Source organism: Candidatus Krumholzibacteriota bacterium (genome assembly GCA_016932415.1).
GTDB lineage: Bacteria > Krumholzibacteriota > Krumholzibacteriia > Krumholzibacteriales > Krumholzibacteriaceae > Krumholzibacterium.
The window spans coordinates 195,040-214,009 of sequence record JAFGCX010000020.1; the positions used below are offsets into that span (position 1 = coordinate 195,040).

Here is an 18,970-nt window from a genome sequence, read left to right on the forward strand (position 1 = left end):
CTTCCTCTATCAGGCATTTCCAGCGGGTTTGTCACGATTTACCAGCAGTTTTGTTCCTTCGACCCTCTTGACCGTTATCCTTGTTCCTTTTTCGATCCGTGTGTCGTCAATTGAGACGCCCCGCCAGTTCTCTCCACCTACCAGTACTCTGCCAGTGCCCTTCACGGGATCGATCTTCTCGACGACCATGCCTGTCTTTCCGACAAGCGCGTCGACATTCGTCTTCAACCTGCTTCCGGATTTGTGCAGATATTTCAGCATCACCGGCCGTATACCGAAAAAAACAAGCAGGGTAGATACGGAGAATACGACTATCTGCGTCTTGATGCCGAAAGAAAGCGCGGCAAACAGACCTGTTGTAAGGCACGCGATGCCAAAACATGCAAACAAAAATCCCGGAGTAAGGACTTCTCCGATCAACAGGAGAATTCCCGCGATGACCCAGATGACCCATAAAGACATGACCTATCCTCCTCTTTCTTACCTAAAATACAGCCGCCGGTGTTTTTTTATTCATTTTCAGGATACGAAATCACTTTTTATTGTAAATGGAATATCAGAGCCCGAATTGCGGGTCCGCCCCCGGGTTGAAAAAAAGCCATTGAAAAGTCGCAGCATCGATCTACGATCTCTGTCCAATGGCTCTGAATTGTCCCGATCAGGATCCGATACCCGGTCACTTGCTTTCGAACTTGAACGAGATCTTCACCTTCGCCCTGTAGGCTTCCACCTTTCCATCCTTGATCTGCAGGTCGAGCTGGGATATCTCAGCTATTCTGAGATCCCTCAGCGTCTCGGAAGCTTTCGCTACCGCCGCCGCCGCCGCTTTTTCCCACGACTCGCTGCTGGTGCCTACCAGTTCAATGATCTTGTACACGCTTTCAGTCATTACAACCTCCTTTCTCATCTTTTCTTTCCACGCTCATCACGCGGTTATGTTTTGTTTAAACTACTCTCATCCTCTTCAACATATCCGTTTCTGTCCGAATTTCTTATGACGAATGTCTCCGCAAGCATGTCTCCAAGCCTCTGCCTTTTTTTTGAAAAATAGACTACAGTCGCGGCAGGTATTCCCCCGAGAAGGACTGGATTGAGCTCAGCCAGCCTCAGGAGTGTCCTCATAGAGGCTCTTCCTATCCCAGGAATATCTCCTCTGGAAGTGACCACCCTGAGCCCCGCGACCAGTTTCCCCAGCGTATATCCTTTCAACCCCTCGAGGAGGATATAATAGATCCCGGCGGTGACTATCGCGATATATATAGTATCCTGCAGCGAAAGTCCGGTAAAAACGACCCTGATAATCCCGATTAAAGCGCCGATCAGAACAGCGTCGCAGATGCTCGCCAGCCACCTCCAGATGATTATCTGGGGTCCATACTCTCTGACAATCTTTTCAACATCCATGAAAAATCCGGTTTCGAAACAGTTCCTTAATATTTTTCGGAATACATCCGTGATTCTATCTTCCGCCCCGGATTATTTCCAGAATTTTTTTATCGCTACTGGGGCCGCCGTCTCTCCGGCGGCGGCGCGGAGCTATCCGCTATCGGACCCGATGCCGGTACCCTTGAAGAAAAATAGAAGACTACCGCTCCCCCTATAAAAAGTATCGAGATCGAGGAAATGCTTATCCGGCTTGAAATGTCCGCGCTGAATCCCGATGCTCTGGCGAGAAGACCAACCGATCCGATAAGGAGAGGCCCTACCACGACGGCGAACTTACCCGTCATATTGTAGAAACCGAAATATTCCGCCGACTTGCCATCCGGTATCATCCTCGAATAATATGCCCTGCTCAGAGCCTGCACGCCTCCCTGGACGAGTCCTATTATCACGGCAAGGAGATAAAAATCCGATCTGCTCCTGATGAATGCTGCAAGGACCGATACGACAAGATAGACGCCTATCGCGATGAATATCGCTTTTTTCGCTCCGATCCTGCCTCCGGCTATTCCAAAGATGATCGCTGACGGAAACCCGATAAACTGCGTCATGAGAAGCGCCGTGATAAGATCCTTCTGATCGAGGCCGATCGACATCCCGTAGTCCACCGCCATCCTGACTACCGTATCGACTCCATCGATATATAACCAGTAGGCGATCAGAAAGAGTAAAAGATTCCTTCTCCTCCTTATCAAGCGGAATGTAGCGGCTAGTTCCACGGCCCCTTCTGAAATGATCTTTCGCAGATCCGATCGAGTTGTCGGATCATTTTCCCTGACATTTACGATAAGCGGAATCGTGAAGAGGGCCCACCATACTCCCGCTGTCAGGAATGAGAACCTGACAGCCTGCTCAGTTCCATCGAACCCGAACCTGCCGGGGTCGAGCGTCATCCATAGATTGATCGCGAAAAGGACACCCCCGCCGAGGTAACCCAGGGAATATCCAAGTGAAGAGACAAAGTCATATTCCCTCTCTCTCGCGACCGTCTTAAGTAAAGCATCGTAAAATACCAGGCTGCCGGAAAAACCAATTGACGCCAGCAGATAAATCATCACAGCCGCAACCCATTGCCCTCTCGAGACAAGATACAGGCCGGTAGTCATGACAGCCCCGAAACAGGCGAAAAATATCAGGAATCTTTTCTTCAGACCACCGCGGTCAGCGATCGCTCCCAGGAGCGGAGCGATCAAAGCGATCGAAAGTCCGGCCAGGGAGTTGCCCAGCCCCAGTCTTGCCGTCGTTATCGTGGTGTCGGCACCGGCGCTCCAGTAGCTGTTGAAGAATACGGGAAAGAATCCAGCGATCACAGTCGTGGCAAAGGCAGAGTTACCCCAGTCGTACATAGCCCAGGAAATTACCTCTTTACGATTCTCGATTCTCATACTATCCACTCTATACAAGTTCCCGGACCGTTTCAACCTGGGATCACCATTCTTTTCGCCAACCTGCATTATATAGCCGGTGTTCCCTTTCCAGCAGGCAGAAGGAATCAAAATTGCTTTCCTCGACTGGTGACGATCAGGTTCAGGTCGTGGAAATATCAATCATGCGTATAGTGTTATATTGCAGGATGTTACTAATTTTTCTCAAAGTCATTACTGAAGGATAGCCCTCGTAAAAAGAGGACTTTTGCACTATAGATTATGCATTTTTACAGAAATATCAAAACTGGAGACCGGATATGGATAATATAAAAATTAAGCGGATCGATGTTTTTACGACCAGTCCTTTCGGGGGTAATCCGGCCGGCGTCATAATAGACATGGAAAAAAGTGTCATGGGCGGGCTGCAGGATATCGCCGCCGAGATGAGGATGAATTTAATCGAACTGGCTTATATCTGTAGATCGGATTCTCCAAAGACCGATTTCAGGATCAGGTTCTATACGCCTGACAAGGAACTCGAGTTCAGCGGCCATGTCGCGATCGGAGCATGTTACGCCCTGATAGAGGAAGGAATGATAGAGCTCGCTGATGGTCTGACTACTGTTCTTTTTGAAACAAGGATCGGGAATGTTCCGATAGATATCTATTTTAATTCGGATGGCGGTGACTCTTTCGATGGCAAGGAAGGCATCAGAATAAAAAAAGGGGTCAATTCGAAAGGTATACTCTGGAAGATGATGATGCAGCAGCCTCTTTATCATTTCAGGGAAGCATCGGTCGACGCGGGCGAGATCGCGTCCGTACTCGGTATCGATCGGTCAGATATAACATCTACGGGACTTCCCGTAGTGACGGCATCTAACGAGATAGACTGGTTGATCATTCCAGTGAAGTCGAAAGAGACCTTGTTATCAATGCATCCCGATCTTATCAAACTCGGGATCATGAACAGGAAGTACGGCGTCTGGAGCAATCATATATTTACTCTTGATACTTTCGACCCCGGCTGCGTTACGTATTCACGTAATTTCAGCCCGTTGATGGGATTGTGGGAAGACCCCGCATCGGCAAACGGATCAGCGGGACTCGGCGCCTATCTCAGGCACTTCGGGATAACAGCGTCTGATTCGATCGTGATGCAGCAGGGAAACGAGATCGACAGCCTGGCCAGGATGCAGGTAGAGTTTACCATGGATGGCAGTTCGATAGGGGTCGTCAGAGTCGGAGGCCTTGCCGTCAATTCGATCGAGCGGTCGCTCGACGCGTCCGCTGCCGATCGTGTAGTATGATCCGAATTTGCCTGGAACCGCCGTTTTAGCGGCAGACAGAAGATCCTCTTTTCTATTCACCAAGATCAAAGGCTCTAACGCTGTTCCCGTAGTATGTCGGGATAACGACGATCCCCCTGCCTGGTACCAGGTCGAAGTCGGCGATCTTCTCTCCCCTGGCCCTTACGTCAAGGATCTTTGATATCTTGCCATTCCTGTCGATCCGGTAGAGTTTCCCTTCCCAGTGAGAGACGATCAGTTCTCCAGTTTCCAGCGATTTTATACCGTCGATCAGACCAGGCCCCATATCGGCTATCTTCCTTATCTCCCCGGTCCTGAGATCGGCCGCCTTGAGATAATCATCGCCACTGTTTCCAAAAAACAGCCTGCCATGATCGATGTGAAGTGAATTAGGGGAAGTTATCTCCCCGCCTTCAAGCCATCTTTCCCATTTATCATCCCTGTACCTGTAAATCACGTCTCCGCCGGAATCCGAGATATAGATCGTCCCGGAAAGGTCGATGGCGATATCGTTGAGAAAACTCCCGTTTTCAAATGGGTATCTTTCAATGACTTCACCCCTCTCCGGATCTATTCTTGCGACACCTGCTCTTTCGACTACGTAAAGATCATCTTTATAGAGCGCCATCCCTGTAGGATTAAGCAGGCCTTCGACCCATCGCAGGTCGATCAACCTTCCATCGAGTCCCATCCTGCTGATAAACTGTGTCACGCGTGGATTCCTGTTGTTCACCGCGTCGAAATTCGAAACGTACAATATATCTCTCTTACGGTCATATACTACCGATTCAGGAGTTTTCAATCCCCGCGATGTCTTCCATTTTTCATCCATCCCTTTCGCCCGGAATTCTGCCTCCGCGTCCTGGCATATGAATCCCCACCCGCCGAATGCTTCAGCGATCATAAGAACCAGTTCGTTTTCGCCTTTTTTCAAGGAAAGAAGAACGGCATCATTCAATCCAACGATTCCCAGAAAAGAAGGGTCCCGCTGCCTGTAGGCGCTGTTACCTGTGAACAGCAGGTCACCGTTCAGAAATATCCCGATATAATCACTGTAGCCGAACTTCAATTCTTTTCGTTCTCCTCCGGTAGAATGAATATGAGCCTTCGCGAACACAAGATCGGCTTCCCTCCCCGTCCTCGAATAGTACCGGGCGATGTCGACAAGACCTGTTTCATCAGCTTTGACATCGATCCAACCCATATCACCTTCCGTGATCTGTGACTCGTCGAACCGTTCATCGATATCCACTTCACTGATCTTGAACACCTTCGAAAGCTCCCATTTATCAATGAAACCCGGAGCCCTGTCGAACTCGCGTGGAGGATCGGGATCGAGATCAACTGCCTTTTTATAACTGAAAGCTGAAAAATACGCGGAACCGTCTACTGGACCCTGGATGCCTATCGCCCCTTTCACCTGGCCATGTTGAAGCTTCTCTATGACCAGATCCGGTTTTTCCGATCGATCGATGAAGACACTTGCCCTGGTCCCTGATACTTCCAGCCTGACATGGATCCACTTTCCCGAAGGCACATCGTAACTCGAAGAAAAACCGTTGCCTGAATAGAGCTGCCAGCTGGAGATCCCGTTCGTGACGGGAGCATACTGCAGATCATCTCCATACAACCCTTCCCTGTGCGGACGGATATAAAAATGTTCGTAATTATTCTGCCCCTCAACGTGGAAGACTATTCCAGGGTAGGACCTCCCTCCGGGCATCGCCACATCGACTTCGATCACGCCATCTTCAAACTCGACATCTTTAAGAATGGCGAAGCCCGATACGCATTCCCTGCCGAGATAGCTGCCCCTGACGATATTGACAAAGTTCCAGTTCGATTCATCGAAAGGGACCGTATCTTCCCCTTGAGCAACCGACTCTGAAATCAATACGATCGATAAAAGCAGCATTAATGGAAAGATCGCGGATGATCTGCTTCTGAACCGCACGGCATCCTCCTTTTTATTATCCCGCTCCTTATTTCTGGCTGGCCAGAAAAGGCCACGCTGGCCCCCGGCTGCTATGAAAAGACAGTTCCTCCCTGTTGATACGAATATTCCCGGCTAAAGTTCGCGGAAAATCGAAGCGGCGGATCCCAATGGTCAATTTTCGATGAAAAGACTGACGAACTTCAGGAAGATTGCTACATCCCTGAAATTTGATGCTATCCCGACGGATACTCTGACTGCTCCGGTGCTTTTACCGTCTATGCACTGCCTGAATTCCTCTATTGTCATCCTGCTGTCAGTCGTGCCCATGCAGGTTATCATTTCATTCTTTGACAGTCCCAGCGCCATCTCTCCAGCACCGGGATTGCAGAAACAACCGGTTCTGAGAGATATCTTCCAGAGATTTGCTTTCTGTTCTATCAATGTGTGGTCTATGACGGCCCCTTCCCTGTCATAGATATTGATCGTTACAGTTCCTCCTCTCCCGCCTTTTTCAACCGGTCCGTAGAGGCGGATCAAGGCCCTGCCGTTTCCGTGTTTCAATTCGATAAGCTCTTTGATCAACCAGTCCACCAGGCACTCCACCCTTTTATGTATCGTATCGATTCCGATGCTGTCTATGTAATCAAGCCCCCTGCCGACTGCGGGCAGGTTCGCGTAGTCGAGAGTCCCGTCTTCGAATCCCTCCGAGCCGGGAGCAAGATAGTGCTGATCTGCCTGGACAGAGGCGACAGTGATCGTTCCCCCGGCAAACCAGGGGCGATGTAGTTTTTCAAGCGCCTTCCTCCTTGCTATCAGGCAACCTATTCCTGTTGGAAACCCGAAGATCTTGTAGAACGATATCGCGACATAATCAGGTTTATGTACACTCAGATCGAGCCTGTTCGTCGGTACAAACGCCGCCGCGTCGAGAAGCACGTCCCAATCCCTCGCTTGAGCGAGCCCTATCCAGTCGAGAGGATGCTGAACTCCCGAGAAATTCGACTGGGCGGGATAGGCGAACAATCTGTTTTTTGATCCTGATCGATCTTCGAGATATTCTACAAGCACATCCCGCGAAATCGTCAGATCAGGCGGGATCACCGGGACATATTTCGTCGAAGCTCCCCTGGCACGATCGAATTCCCTTATGCCGAGGACCGAATTATGATTATCGAAACTCAGAAGAAGCTCGTCTCCCTTTTCAAAAGGATACGCTTCTCCGACAAGTTTCAAAGCATGGCTGGCGTTGGCCGTGAAGATCAGGACATATTCGTCAAGAGAAGCGTTGAAATAATTCAAGACCCTTTCCCGGCAGCTTTTTACCTTTTCAGTACAAAAGGCTGAAGTCGGATTCGATGAATGCGGATTACCAAGGACATTGTGGAGAAGAAAATCCATATGGTCTCTTATCTGTGAATCGCTGTACAGACCTCCCCCGGTGTAATCGAGATAGATATGCCCGCCGGTATCAAGCCTGGAGTACTCCGTATGTCGTAGCTGGTCGAGAATCGCTGTTTCCGCGTACTCGGGGTATTCTTCCAGAAATATGCCAAGGAGTTTTTCGATCTCGCTTTCATCTACATCTGGCTTTTCCCACATCTTCGATCTCCTGCTTCAAATATCATATCCGCCCCGATCCCCTTGTCCTTAACCGGTGTCTATTAAATAAAGAGCGAGAACTTTGATTCAGAAGCATCGCTGATAAATGTCGCTACTCCGCCGATCTCCACTCCATCTATCAGATCCTCCTTACCGATCTCCATTACCTGCATGCTCATCTCGCAAGCCACCATTTTTACTCCCTGGTCGAGAGCCTGTCTTACCAGTTCGGACAGCGGCATGGCATTCGCTTTCTTCATCATTTTTTTGAACATCCACCGGCCGATTCCACCGAAATTAAACCTCGAAGGACCGAGCCTGTCGACTCCGCCCCTGTTCATCACTCCGAGCATCTTACCGAAGAGACTACGGCCTGTCCTGTTACCCTTCTGAAGAGCCTTGAGCCCCCAGAAAGTGAAAAACATCGTCACTTCCATATCGAATGCTGCGGCGCCATTCGCTATTATGAACGCGCCCATCACCTTGTCCATATCTCCACTAAGAACTACTATGCTTGCTTTCTCCACTGCTGATGTTTCCGTCATTTTCCACCTCGGCTGAAATCATCAAAATAAATGCCGGCCGTAAAAGCGATCATAAAACGTCCAAGATCGGACGCTTTTTAAATAGCGGGATTAAAACCGGCTTTCTGTCTTTTCACATACACTCGGCCCGTGTCATTCTTCATCGACCGGTTTATATATGAACTCCTGGCTTGCTATTTTCCTTCCATCTTCGAGAACGATATCGACTCTCCAGACACCGGACCAGCTATCGGCAATCCTTTTTGAACTCCACGTCCTCCAGTCGCTAGACTCTACTCTCAGTTCGACTTTTGCCATCTCCTTTTCGCCAAAATACCATTGATGATAAATGCTGATATCTCCTGTAACCCCGGTAATCCTTGTGTAACAAAAGATACGATCCGCACTGTTGAAAAATTGACTGTTGACTCCGGTAGGTTCTCTTTCTTCGATCCCGGTACAGAATTTGAATTCTTTTACTTCGACGCCGGGTTTTTCTTTCTGTGCCCGGGCTGATATAGCCATGAGGATAAAAAGGACCGAAAGAATCGCTCTTGCTTTTCTCATAATATCCCTCCCTGGATATCGTATCCTGAACAAGATGAATTCTAATCATTAGCGCCTTCAATGTCAAATGATTGGAGCCTGGAAGGGGGATATGCACGCTGAAGCTGCAACGTCGATCGTCTTCTCAGTGCGATGGCGGACCGCCTGTTCGGGCTGGACGCAAAAACGCCGAGATTATTGTTGGTGGACTTCGCAATCTTATCCGCCCGGATAAGCCTTAAAATCTTTGCCAGGGCGCGGAAATAAAATCAACGATCCAATTCCCGCGTTCTGAGCGTGCGCGCCAGGAGCAGGGCCTTCCCGTGTGAGGATCAGACCTCACACCCCGTTCCCGATTCGATGAACACGGCCTGAACCCCGCTTCTGGCCGGTCATCTCAAGTCACACCAACATTAATCCTCGGCATAAATCAAAAAAAACATAATGATTCGACAGATATGTAATACAAGAATGGTTCCAATTTCGTGGAATTCGCCATTCTATTCTTCATCTACCTGCCGAACGTATTCGCGCACCCATATTTTATTGATATAATTGAAATTACAGTATTGGGACTCTGGCCGATATCGGCGATATCGCGATCGGCACGCGCGAATTTGCGCCAGTCGATCGAGTTTCCGAAAAATCACTATGATACACAATCGACTGATGGAAAATTGTAACGCATTTTACGACCGTGTATTATACTCATCGTCAACTTGACACACTTTGATACAATTTGAACATATCAGCCTCGATCCTATCGATATCGATGATTTCCTCTATCCGTGCTTATTGACATTTTGTTCATTTGCTGTATAATCGTCACAGTCAAACGTAATGTGGAGGTCTCAATGTTGATTTCGAGACAGTGCATTTCCCGAATCTCAGCAGTATTACTGCTTCTTATCGCTTTTACTGCCTCTCCCGCGAGCTCCGGAGTGAGAGAGATATCCCTTTTTAAGGAAGAAGTAATACCGGTAATAGCTTACCAGTATGAGTTCGGCGAACCGGGACATGATCCATTCTCGCGGGGCGGACCGACAGGGAATACCTGGCGGAAAGAGAACTTCAATCATGAAGAAACAGAGTTGGAGATCCCCGATATTAATGGAAACGGATCGAACGGTTCGGGTGGAGTCAATTCGATGATCGATCTTATCGAATCATGCTGCAGAGGCCTGATCGGATCATTCAGGTCTTTTTAAGCCATAACCGCGCTGTTTTTATGACGAAGGGAAAGGAAGATATTCGGGAAAACCGTTTTCCGGCTATCTGATACCGGGTCTGACATGACTATGGAACCCGAAATATTATTAAAAAAGATAGATGCCCAGATTGAAGCTGAGGATTATATCAAAGCCCTGGAGATCGTAAAATCCTCGGGGCCCCTGGATGAATTAGTCTCCATCCCTTCCGATATCCATCGGGACCTCTCGGTGCTATTCGCCAAGGTCCATTATTATAACCATGATTACAGGCAGGCGGGATTATACCTTTCAGGCCTTACCCCTCTGTATAAGAACCTTTCATGCCATAGAGATTATATATTTGTAAGATCTCAACTCTATCTGATGGAAGGGGAACCGGAAAAAGCTCTACGACAGATCGATGAGGCACTCTGCCATGAAGAGGCCGGATGGTCACGGAATGATGAATTCTTCCTAAAGTTCTGCCTGGGAAAATCTCACTTCTGGAAGGGAGATTACCTCAACGCCAATCTCCATTTCCAAGCCTGCTATCAGTTCTATGGTACAGGCAACCACCAGATGATGCTCGGCAATGTGCTGTATATGCTCGGCTACACGGCGTTCCAGCGATGCTTCTTCGATCAGGCTGATTCTTTCTATAGAAAAGCGATCGGAGCATTCAGGTCAGCAGGCAGCAACTCCCAGCTTGCCGCCACTTTTCACATGATAGGCATATTGTCATACCGAACCGGGAAATATTCGATCGCGGAGGAATATCTCCTTCAATCAAGAAAATATTTTAAAAAGGTGAAGAGTAATCCTGGTATCATAGAATCATACATCGCCCAGGGCCGCGTAAAGATGTTCCGAAACGATCTTTCACAGGCCTTTTCCCTGATAAGCAGGGCGCGCGAAAGAGCCGGAGAAAGCGGATATAAACGCGGTACAGCGCTTGCTCTCGAGTTTATGGGGGAGATCGAACATCGCAGGAACAATTATGACAGGTCCCTGTTTTATCTTGTCGAGGCGGAAAAACTCGCTCTTGAGATAGCTCCCAACGGAGATATCGCGGTCGAGGTCTTCAGACGCCTCGGAGAACTGTACACATCGATGGGCAGGCTGAAAGAAGCTACCGAAATACTCGGAAAGGCACTTGAACTATCGAAATATCTCCATGACGATTACGAGCTTGCCTGTATTCTACGCACGTATGCCCTCGTTGAATCGAAGATGAATAACCCCGAACTTTCCCGTTCCTATTTCAGCGAAGCGATATCGCTGTTCAGCATCATAAAGGAGCGCAACGAACTTGCCAGCACGTATATCACGGCGGCAAAAATATACATCGATTATGTCACTTCGTCGGGACAGGAGATAAAAGACACAAGGATATTCCTCGATGAAGCGAGAGAATTCTCAACCGAAGCCGCGCACCTTTATGACGCCCTTGAACTGCCCGAACCTTGCGCCTTGTGCGAAGAATTCTCCAACAGATTAATGAACGATTTCTATCAGAAAAAAGAGCTGTCCGGCTACGAAGAGATATCGTTCAAACCGTCCTGGTTGTATGACGGTTTTGTTGTGGCCAGGTCCGATCATATGAGGAAAATAGTCAAAAAAGCATCCTCTTTCGCTCCAAGCACGATGCCAGTCCTTATAACCGGTGAGACAGGCACGGGCAAGGAGATCATCGCGAAACTTCTACATCAGAAAAGCACGCGCGAATCGGGACCTTTTGTCGCGGTCAATTGCGCTTCGATCCCGGGATCGGTATTCGAAAGCGAGATGTTCGGTCACAGAAAAGGAGCCTTTACCGGAGCTGACAGGGATCATATAGGTCTGATAGAGATGGCCTCAGGCGGAACGTTGTTTCTTGATGAAATATCGGAACTCACGCTTTCCCAGCAAGCCAAGCTTCTCAGGGTATTTCAGGAGCAGAAGATAAGACGGATCGGGGAATCGATAGAACGGACGATAGACGTACGTCTTGTCTCTGCTTCGAACCAGAATATGGAACTGCTTCTGCGCGACGGCTCGTTGAGACAGGATTTTTACTACCGCGTTTTGACCGCCAACATCGAAATAGAGCCTTTAAGAAGAAGAAAAAACGATATTGAAGCCCTGTTCGCCTATTACATGCTCGAAAGCGGCTGCGAGTCGAAGATCGAGGAAGGTGTTACAGATCTTCTGAAGAGCTATTACTGGCCGGGGAATGTCAGACAGCTGATCAGCGTGGTGAGAGTGCTCGCCCTGATCGGAAACAGCCGGAGTTGTATCTGCAAAAATGATCTTCCGTTGAAGATAAGGAACTATCCTATATTCGGGGCGGGCCACACGGCGAGCGAGTCGGCCAATATACTTAAAACGAAGGATATCCCCTCCATCGGTCTTACGAGAAACCGCGACGATATCAAGCAACTGATCATATCGAGCCTTCTTAAGTATAACGGGAACAAATCCGCTACAGCAAGAGGCCTCGGCATATCAAGAAGCACGTTGTACAGGACTCTCAAGGATATAGGGATATCCTGACGTCAATCCTTATCCTCCTGCCCGCCGGGCCTGGGATAATCTCCCGTCCAGCAGTAAAGGCAAAGGTCCTCTTTCGGCAGTCCTATCGCCTCGACCATATCGTCGATCGTCTGATATCTCAGAGTCGTCACTTCGAGATCATCAGCGATCCAATCGATCATCCGTCTGTATTTTTCCGATGTATGGTCAATATATTCCGAGATGTCGGAAATATCCCTGCCTTCCAGGGCTTTTATCGCTCTTCTCGCGGCGAGCTCATCGATATCCCTGGTCGACAGGTTGAATCTGCAGGGAAACATGAGAGGTGGGCACGCCGGCCGGGCATGTATCTCTTTCGCTCCCCCTTCCCACAGTTTTTTTGTCGTGAAATTTTTCAGCTGTGTTCCACGGACTATCGAATCTTCGCAGATCACGACCCTGTTGCCGTCGATGATCTCCTTTACGGGAACAAGTTTCATCCTCGCTATGTGATCGCGCGTTGCCTGCGACGGAGGAGTGTAGCTCCTTCCGTACCCCGGAGTGTACTTGACCAGCGGGCGCCGGTAAGGCTTACCTGATTCCATGGCGTATCCGATGGCATGAGCAGTGCCTGAATCCGGGATACCGGCGACAAGATCGGCTTCTATATCCTTGTCTCTTCTCGCCAGGCATCTCCCGCATCTCTCCCTGACCGCTTCAGTGTTGACACCCTCATAATCGGAGGCGGGAAAACCGGTATATATCCATAGAAACGCGCATATCTGGTTTTTACTCTTTCCCTTTTTTTTCTGGACCAGGCCATCCCTGCCTATCAGCACGATCTCGCCAGGATCAAGTGATTTGACGGTCTGTAGATGGTTGTTCGGAAAGGCCACAGTCTCAGAAGCAACAGCCCACGCGTCATCCCTTTTTCCTATTGTCAGCGATGAATATCCAAACCTGTCCCTGGCGGCGTAGATCCCATCATTGTGAAGCAATAAAAGCGAACATGAACCGTCAATCGCATCAAACATCTTTTCGATACCATCTACCAGATCTTCCCCGCGGGTAATGAGTTTCGCCACCAGCTCGGTAAAATTGACCGATCCGCTCCCCACCTCGCTGAATGTCACGCCATCTTCGAGAAGTTCTTCGGCAAGCTTGTTGGCGTTATCTATGAATCCGTCGGTTATTATGCAGAATGATCCGAATTTTGAATGCAGATACACGGGTTGTTCGTCGAAAGCGCTGATCACTCCTATTCCCATGGTTCCGCGCGCGTTGAAAATATCCTCGAAAAATTTGGATTTGAACTGGCTCTGGCTGATGTTATGGATCTGCCTGTAAAAATCTTCTCCCAGAAGCGCTATTCCACCGAATTGTGTTCCGAGATGAGAATGATAATCGGTCCCGTACAACAACAGTTCGTTGCAACTTTTTTCTGAAACGACTCCGAACAATCCGCTCATTATCTCCTCCGGCTGTATGATTTTTAAAGGACGATTCCCGATCGGGGCCCCGTCTGATGGAAAAAGGGATATTACTCCCGATATGGCATTGATTCAATATTTTTTTCGAGGAGATGCTCTGTCGCGCGGAATACGACCGGAGGCATTACGCCTGATCCGGCAAAATGGCATATTAAAAGACCGGAGCGAGGTTCATTCATCCCTTCCGGTCTCTTCAGCCGGATTAAATGTGAAGCTTTCTTCTTTCTCGGCCTGGAGTTCTTCGAAGACCTTCTGATACAGAAACTTCACAAGCTCATCGATCCCCTCTCCCGATACGGCCGATATCCTGAAAACTTTTTCTTTCCCCGGGGGTTCGAACAGATCCTCGCGACTGCCTTCCGGCAAAATATCTATCTTGTTCAACGCGACAAACCTTGGAAGATCGAGCAGTTTTGCGCTGTAAGCACCAAGTTCTTCCATCAACTGCCTGTAGGCCTCTCCGGGAGGTACTCCCCCTCCTATATCGATCACGAGCAGCAATAATCTGCACCTCTCAACATGCTGCAGAAACTGCAGTCCCAATCCTTTACCGGTATGGGCTCCCTCGATCAGGCCGGGGATATCCACCATGCAGAAAGAGGCCGATCTGTCTATCTGTACGATCCCCAGGTTGGGACTGAGAGTCGAAAAAGGATATTCCGCTATCAGGGGACGGGCTTCACTGACCGAACTGAGCAGCGTCGATTTACCGGCATTAGGAAGGCCGACCAGTCCGACATCGGCGATCAGCTTCAGGGTCAGTCGGAGATTTCTCTCACTTCCCGGCTTTCCCGGGGTAGCTTTTCTGGGAGCCTGGTTCCTCGCGCTTCTGAAGACAAAATTTCCTTTACCACCACGGCCACCTTCGGCGACCATTATCGTTTCCGAGTCTGCCGTAAGATCGGCAACGACTTCACCTCTGTCGATATCCTCCACGAGAGTTCCCGGCGGAACCTTTATTACTACGGGATCAGCGCTTTTGCCGGTTTTTCTCGATCCTTCACCCTGTGAACCGTTCCTGGCCTTGTAATCTCTTTTGTACCGCAGATCCAGAAGGGTCCTCATCTGCGATTCCACGGCGATCATAACGTCACCACCGCGGCCCCCGTCACCCCCATCGGGCCCTCCTCTGGGAACGTGTTTCTCTCTCCGGAAACTGACGCATCCATCGCCGCCCCTGCCGGCTCTTACATAGATCTCCACCCTGTCTATAAATATCATGATGAAAAATACTTCCCCGGGTTAAGTGTTCCTCCGTTATCGAAAATATTCTTGATCTGTTTCTGCAGCCTCAGTTCATCCTGGCTGAAGAGCATTTCGAGATACCTGTTTTTTGTGATCCCTATTCCATGTTCGCCGCTCAACGTTCCGCGCAGTTCGACGACTTTCGAGAATAATCTCTCCACGAAAACCTCTGTCCGTCTCATCTCATCTGCGCGCCGCCTGTCGGTCATGATATTCACGTGAAGATTCCCATCACCGCAATGACCGAACAGATAACAATCCAGTCTGAGTTCCGAGGCTAAAGTTTCGATGAATCCGATGATGTCCTTCAGTTTCCCCAGTGGAAGAGAAATATCTTCATTAACTTTTGTTATTCCCCGTCTCGCCAGGCTGGGACTGATCGATCTTCTTAACTCCCATAGAATCTCTCTTTCTTTTTCGTTTTCAGCGGTGAGTATCTCATATCCTTTATCCGAGATGAACGAATCGAGTATCTTCTGCTGATCCATGACCTCGCCGTGGCTGCCATCGATCTCAAAAAAGAGGTAGCTTCCCCTGCTGTCGAAAAGTTCAACCTCCTGGTAACCTGATACGCACTCCATCGTCTTCGCGTCGATAAACTCCAGGACGCCTGGGCATAATCCGGTCGAAAGCAGCTCCGAGGCTGTTTCCATAGCTTCGATATCCCCGGGCACCTTCACTATGGATGCCTTGTACGAGACCGGTAAGGGAACGATCGACAGTACTGCCGAATAGAGCACGCCAAGAGTGCCTTCCGATCCCGGTATCAGGGCCGCCGGGCCCTCGAGAGGAGATTCGATCACCTCTCCATCGGTGGTTATCCAGGTCAATGACCGGATATAACGCCTCGTCACTCCATATTTATACGCCCGTGGGCCACCGGCATTCTCGGCAATATTCCCTCCGATAGTCGAAACGTTCATACTCGCGGGATCGGGAGGATAGAACCACCCCCGGGGCGCAAGGAAATCCTGCAATTTTCTGTTAACCAGCCCGGCCTCCACTTCGACCCGCGCGCTGTCGATCTCAAGTCTGAGTATTTTTCTGATCTTCTCAGTTGAAATGACGATCCCGCCGCCCTGTGGTACTGAGCCTCCGGAGAATCCCGTTCCGGCACCCCGCACGAAAGATGGTATCGATAGCCGGGAAGCTTCACGCAGGATCGAGACCAGATCGGTGAGACCACGCGGAAATACAACGGCATCGCAATCACCATGCCTGCCGGTAGCATCGTAATTATACGCGTATCGGTAGTAAGCTTCGGTCCTTATATCCAGGCTGCCGATCCTTCGGGCGAGTTCTTCAATCCTGTCTTTCATCGCCGGGACCGCTTTCCAAGAGGGACAGATCTGTCAGATCGCCGCTGCCAGGGATTATACTTTATCGAACTCCGTTTCCATATCAGTATCACTTGCTATAGTCGGCAATAAAGCTCTCAAACCTGTCCAGCGCCATGTTCAGCTGATCGATGCCGGCCGCGAACGAAAACCTGATCATATTATCGCAACCGAACGGACCGCCCGGAATAACGAGCAGTCCTTTCTCCTTTAGCAGCTTCTCGCAAAAATCTCCGCTTCCCTTTACCCCACAGGCTTTATAATATGATGAAACATCCGTTAAAAAATAGAACGCTCCATCAGGATCGGGATAACTGATTCCGGGGATCCTTGAAAGCCGCTCGCCGAACATATCTTTTCTTTTTTCAAACTCGGCTCTCATCCGGTCCCGATCATCATTACCCTTTTCCACGGCCTCGAGCGCCGCCCATTGCGATATCGCGTTTGGACACCCTGTCGCGTGAGCCTGGTACGCTCCCATCCTGAAAGCGGTATTATCGGCGGCTAGAGCGAATCCAATCCGCCATCCCGTCATAGCGTAGCTTTTTGAGACTCCCGTGATCACCACGCTCTGATCCTTCAATTCCGGAATGAGACTGACCGGAGACTTATGCTTCGCGTCGCCATAAACGAGAAATTCATAAATCTCGTCGCTTATCAGGGCTATTCCCTCATCCAGCAGAAACCGGCCTATATCTTCGAGTTCCCCCGGAGTGTAGACTATTCCCGCCGGGTTGTTGGGCGAATTAAGAAGGATAGCCTTCGGCCTGGAAGTTTCCATCTGCTTTTTCAGATGATCGACGGTGAGTCTATAGCCAGTCTCTTCACCAAGCTCTATGATCCTGGGCTCCGCGCCTACGAGCTTGATCATCTCCGGATAACTGACCCAGTAAGGAGTAGTGATCAACACCTCGTCACCCGGATCGGTAAGGACAAAAAGGGCGTTGAAGATCGAATGTTTCGCTCCATGCGAAATGACTACTTCTTTCCAGCCATATTCAACTCCAAGGAGCCTGGAATACTCTCCGGCGACAGCCTCCCTGAGCTGTTTTATACCGGCGGCCGGAGTATACCTGGTCTTTCCCTCCTCTATTGCCCTGATCCCGGCAGCCTTGATTATATCCGGCGTCTGAAAATCAGGTTCCCCCGCGGCGAGTCCGACTACGTCTTCTCCCGCTTCCTTCAGCGCGTTCGCTTTTGTATTCAGGCTGAGTGTTATCGAAGGTTCTATCAATCTTGCTCTTTTGCTGACTATTCCCGCCACGTGGCTTCCTCCTTTATTACCTTGACCGCCTGTCGCTGACAGGGCCTTTTACTTTTACCTTGGATTCCATTGACTGAGCCTGTCGACGACGACATCGGGTACAAGGCACTTGATATCGCCGCCCAACCTGTAGATCTCTTTCACGAGCGAACTGTGAAGATATATATACCTCTCGTCGGGCATGAGGAATACCGTCTCGAAATCCGGGTTTAGTTTCCTGTTCATAAGAGCGATCATCAGTTCATACTCAAAATCCGACACCGCTCTCAAACCTCTTATTACGACATTCACCTCACGTTCCCTGAACTCGTCGACCAACAACCCGTCGAAAGTGACTACCTCGACCCTCTCCATACCGGAAAGGGATTCCCTGACAAGCTGATATCTCTGTTCCAGATCGAGAAGTGGAGATTTGTGCACTCCCGCCGCCACGGCGACCGTGACTTTATCGAATATCCTCGAGATACGTTTGACCAGGTCGACATGACCGTTGGTGATCGGATCGAATGTTCCGGGATAAAGCGCTGTCTTTTCTTTCAAGACCCTACACCTCCTTACTCTGGATCGCGATCCTCAATATCTTTAAACCTTAAATAGGTTATTACCGTCTGGCCGAATTTTCTTGTCCTGATCTTTTCCAGTGAACCTTTCTCGTCCATATCGAATTCCTGGCCAGTCTCGACTATAAAATATCTGCAGACGGGCTTATTCGAGATACTGATCATATCGGCGAGTTTTTTCCCCAGCTGCGAAGCGTAGGGAGGGTCGGCTAATATGATATCGTAGTTATCCCCCGACTTGATAGCTTTTTCAAGAAATTTCACCGCGTCGGCGTTTCTTACTTCCGCCGCGGCAGGTTCTATCCGGCACCTCTCGATATTCGTCCTGAGAGCCCTGATCGCTGTGCTGTCCTGCTCTATGAAGCGGACTCTGGAAGCTCCTCTGCTGAGCGCTTCGATACCGAGTGAACCTGATCCGGCGAAAAGATCAAGTATGACTGCTCCCTGCACTTCGGAATACAGCGAATCAAAGATAGATCCCTTGACTACCTGTGCTGTAGGCCTGAACTGAGGTCCTTTACCTCCCCTGAGGGCCACTCCCCTGAATTTTCCAGCGATCACTCTCATCTATTTCTCCCTGTATCATCCTGCGATCGGAACACCGAGACATTTCAGGATATAGAAGATAAATCGCCGTAGCAAGCGAAAACGGACGGCAGGCGGAGTACA

Annotated in this window: 17 protein-coding genes; 3 read left to right on the plus strand and 14 right to left on the minus strand. The window is 49.5% G+C overall.

Translation table 11 applies throughout. The features are described 5' to 3' along the window. Positions 1-9 precede the first annotated feature (9 nt). The 4 genes from JW814_08115 to JW814_08130 all read right to left on the minus strand — a co-directional run bounded on the left by JW814_08115 (position 10) and on the right by JW814_08130 (position 2,828). Complete coding sequence (locus JW814_08115) at positions 10-462, minus strand: NfeD family protein (protein ID MBN2071406.1); 453 nt, start codon at positions 460-462, stop codon at positions 10-12. A gap of 214 nt (positions 463-676) precedes the next feature. Then, the gene (locus JW814_08120; GenBank protein ID MBN2071407.1) at positions 677-889 is read right to left on the minus strand and encodes a dodecin domain-containing protein; all 213 of its coding nucleotides are present in this window, start codon (positions 887-889) and stop codon (positions 677-679) included. Between the two features lie 44 nt (positions 890-933). Next, complete coding sequence (locus tag JW814_08125) at positions 934-1,404, minus strand: RDD family protein (protein ID MBN2071408.1); 471 nt, start codon at positions 1,402-1,404, stop codon at positions 934-936. A 95-nt stretch (positions 1,405-1,499) separates the two neighbouring features. Beyond that, positions 1,500-2,828: an MFS transporter gene (locus JW814_08130; GenBank protein ID MBN2071409.1), complete on the minus strand. Its 1,329-nt coding sequence runs from the start codon at positions 2,826-2,828 to the stop codon at positions 1,500-1,502. Positions 2,829-3,127: 299 nt separating this feature from the next. Between JW814_08130 and JW814_08135 the strand changes: the two genes are divergently transcribed. Further along, on the plus strand, positions 3,128-4,120 hold the full coding sequence (locus JW814_08135; protein MBN2071410.1) for a PhzF family phenazine biosynthesis protein: 993 nt from the start codon (positions 3,128-3,130) through the stop codon (positions 4,118-4,120). 52 nt (positions 4,121-4,172) lie between these two features. Here the strand turns inward: JW814_08135 and JW814_08140 are convergent, their stop codons facing one another. From JW814_08140 to JW814_08155, 4 genes are all read right to left on the minus strand, one after another. Beyond that, positions 4,173-6,074 carry an SMP-30/gluconolactonase/LRE family protein gene (locus JW814_08140; GenBank protein ID MBN2071411.1) on the minus strand — a complete coding sequence of 634 codons (1,902 nt, stop codon included), beginning with the start codon at positions 6,072-6,074 and terminating at the stop codon, positions 4,173-4,175. Positions 6,075-6,227: 153 nt separating this feature from the next. Beyond that, complete coding sequence (locus JW814_08145; GenBank protein ID MBN2071412.1) at positions 6,228-7,655, minus strand: aminotransferase class V-fold PLP-dependent enzyme; 1,428 nt, start codon at positions 7,653-7,655, stop codon at positions 6,228-6,230. Between the two features lie 62 nt (positions 7,656-7,717). Continuing rightward, positions 7,718-8,200: a DsrE/DsrF/DrsH-like family protein gene (locus JW814_08150; protein MBN2071413.1), complete on the minus strand. Its 483-nt coding sequence runs from the start codon at positions 8,198-8,200 to the stop codon at positions 7,718-7,720. A gap of 132 nt (positions 8,201-8,332) precedes the next feature. Further along, on the minus strand, positions 8,333-8,746 hold the full coding sequence (locus JW814_08155; GenBank protein ID MBN2071414.1) for a DUF2914 domain-containing protein: 414 nt from the start codon (positions 8,744-8,746) through the stop codon (positions 8,333-8,335). A gap of 833 nt (positions 8,747-9,579) precedes the next feature. On the opposite strand from JW814_08155, the gene JW814_08160 reads away from it, so the two are divergent. Further along, positions 9,580-9,933: a hypothetical protein gene (locus JW814_08160; GenBank protein MBN2071415.1), complete on the plus strand. Its 354-nt coding sequence runs from the start codon at positions 9,580-9,582 to the stop codon at positions 9,931-9,933. Between the two features lie 90 nt (positions 9,934-10,023). After that, complete coding sequence (locus JW814_08165; protein ID MBN2071416.1) at positions 10,024-12,447, plus strand: sigma 54-interacting transcriptional regulator; 2,424 nt, start codon at positions 10,024-10,026, stop codon at positions 12,445-12,447. Positions 12,448-12,449: 2 nt separating this feature from the next. On the opposite strand, the gene JW814_08170 is transcribed toward JW814_08165, so the two are convergent. From JW814_08170 to rsmD, 6 genes are all read right to left on the minus strand, one after another. After that, positions 12,450-13,874: an amidophosphoribosyltransferase gene (locus JW814_08170; GenBank protein ID MBN2071417.1), complete on the minus strand. Its 1,425-nt coding sequence runs from the start codon at positions 13,872-13,874 to the stop codon at positions 12,450-12,452. A 192-nt stretch (positions 13,875-14,066) separates the two neighbouring features. Next, entirely contained in the window at positions 14,067-15,119 is a 1,053-nt protein-coding gene (gene obgE / locus JW814_08175; protein ID MBN2071418.1) for a GTPase ObgE, read from the minus strand. Then, complete coding sequence (locus JW814_08180) at positions 15,113-16,459, minus strand: FAD-binding protein (GenBank protein MBN2071419.1); 1,347 nt, start codon at positions 16,457-16,459, stop codon at positions 15,113-15,115. Before JW814_08180 ends, obgE begins: the two co-directional genes overlap by 7 nt. An 88-nt stretch (positions 16,460-16,547) precedes the next feature. After that, on the minus strand, positions 16,548-17,741 hold the full coding sequence (locus JW814_08185; GenBank protein MBN2071420.1) for a pyridoxal phosphate-dependent aminotransferase: 1,194 nt from the start codon (positions 17,739-17,741) through the stop codon (positions 16,548-16,550). Between the two features lie 54 nt (positions 17,742-17,795). Then, positions 17,796-18,281: a pantetheine-phosphate adenylyltransferase gene (gene coaD, locus JW814_08190; protein ID MBN2071421.1), complete on the minus strand. Its 486-nt coding sequence runs from the start codon at positions 18,279-18,281 to the stop codon at positions 17,796-17,798. Positions 18,282-18,295: 14 nt separating this feature from the next. Further along, positions 18,296-18,868: a 16S rRNA (guanine(966)-N(2))-methyltransferase RsmD gene (gene rsmD / locus JW814_08195; protein MBN2071422.1), complete on the minus strand. Its 573-nt coding sequence runs from the start codon at positions 18,866-18,868 to the stop codon at positions 18,296-18,298. Between the last annotated feature and the right edge of the window lie 102 nt (positions 18,869-18,970).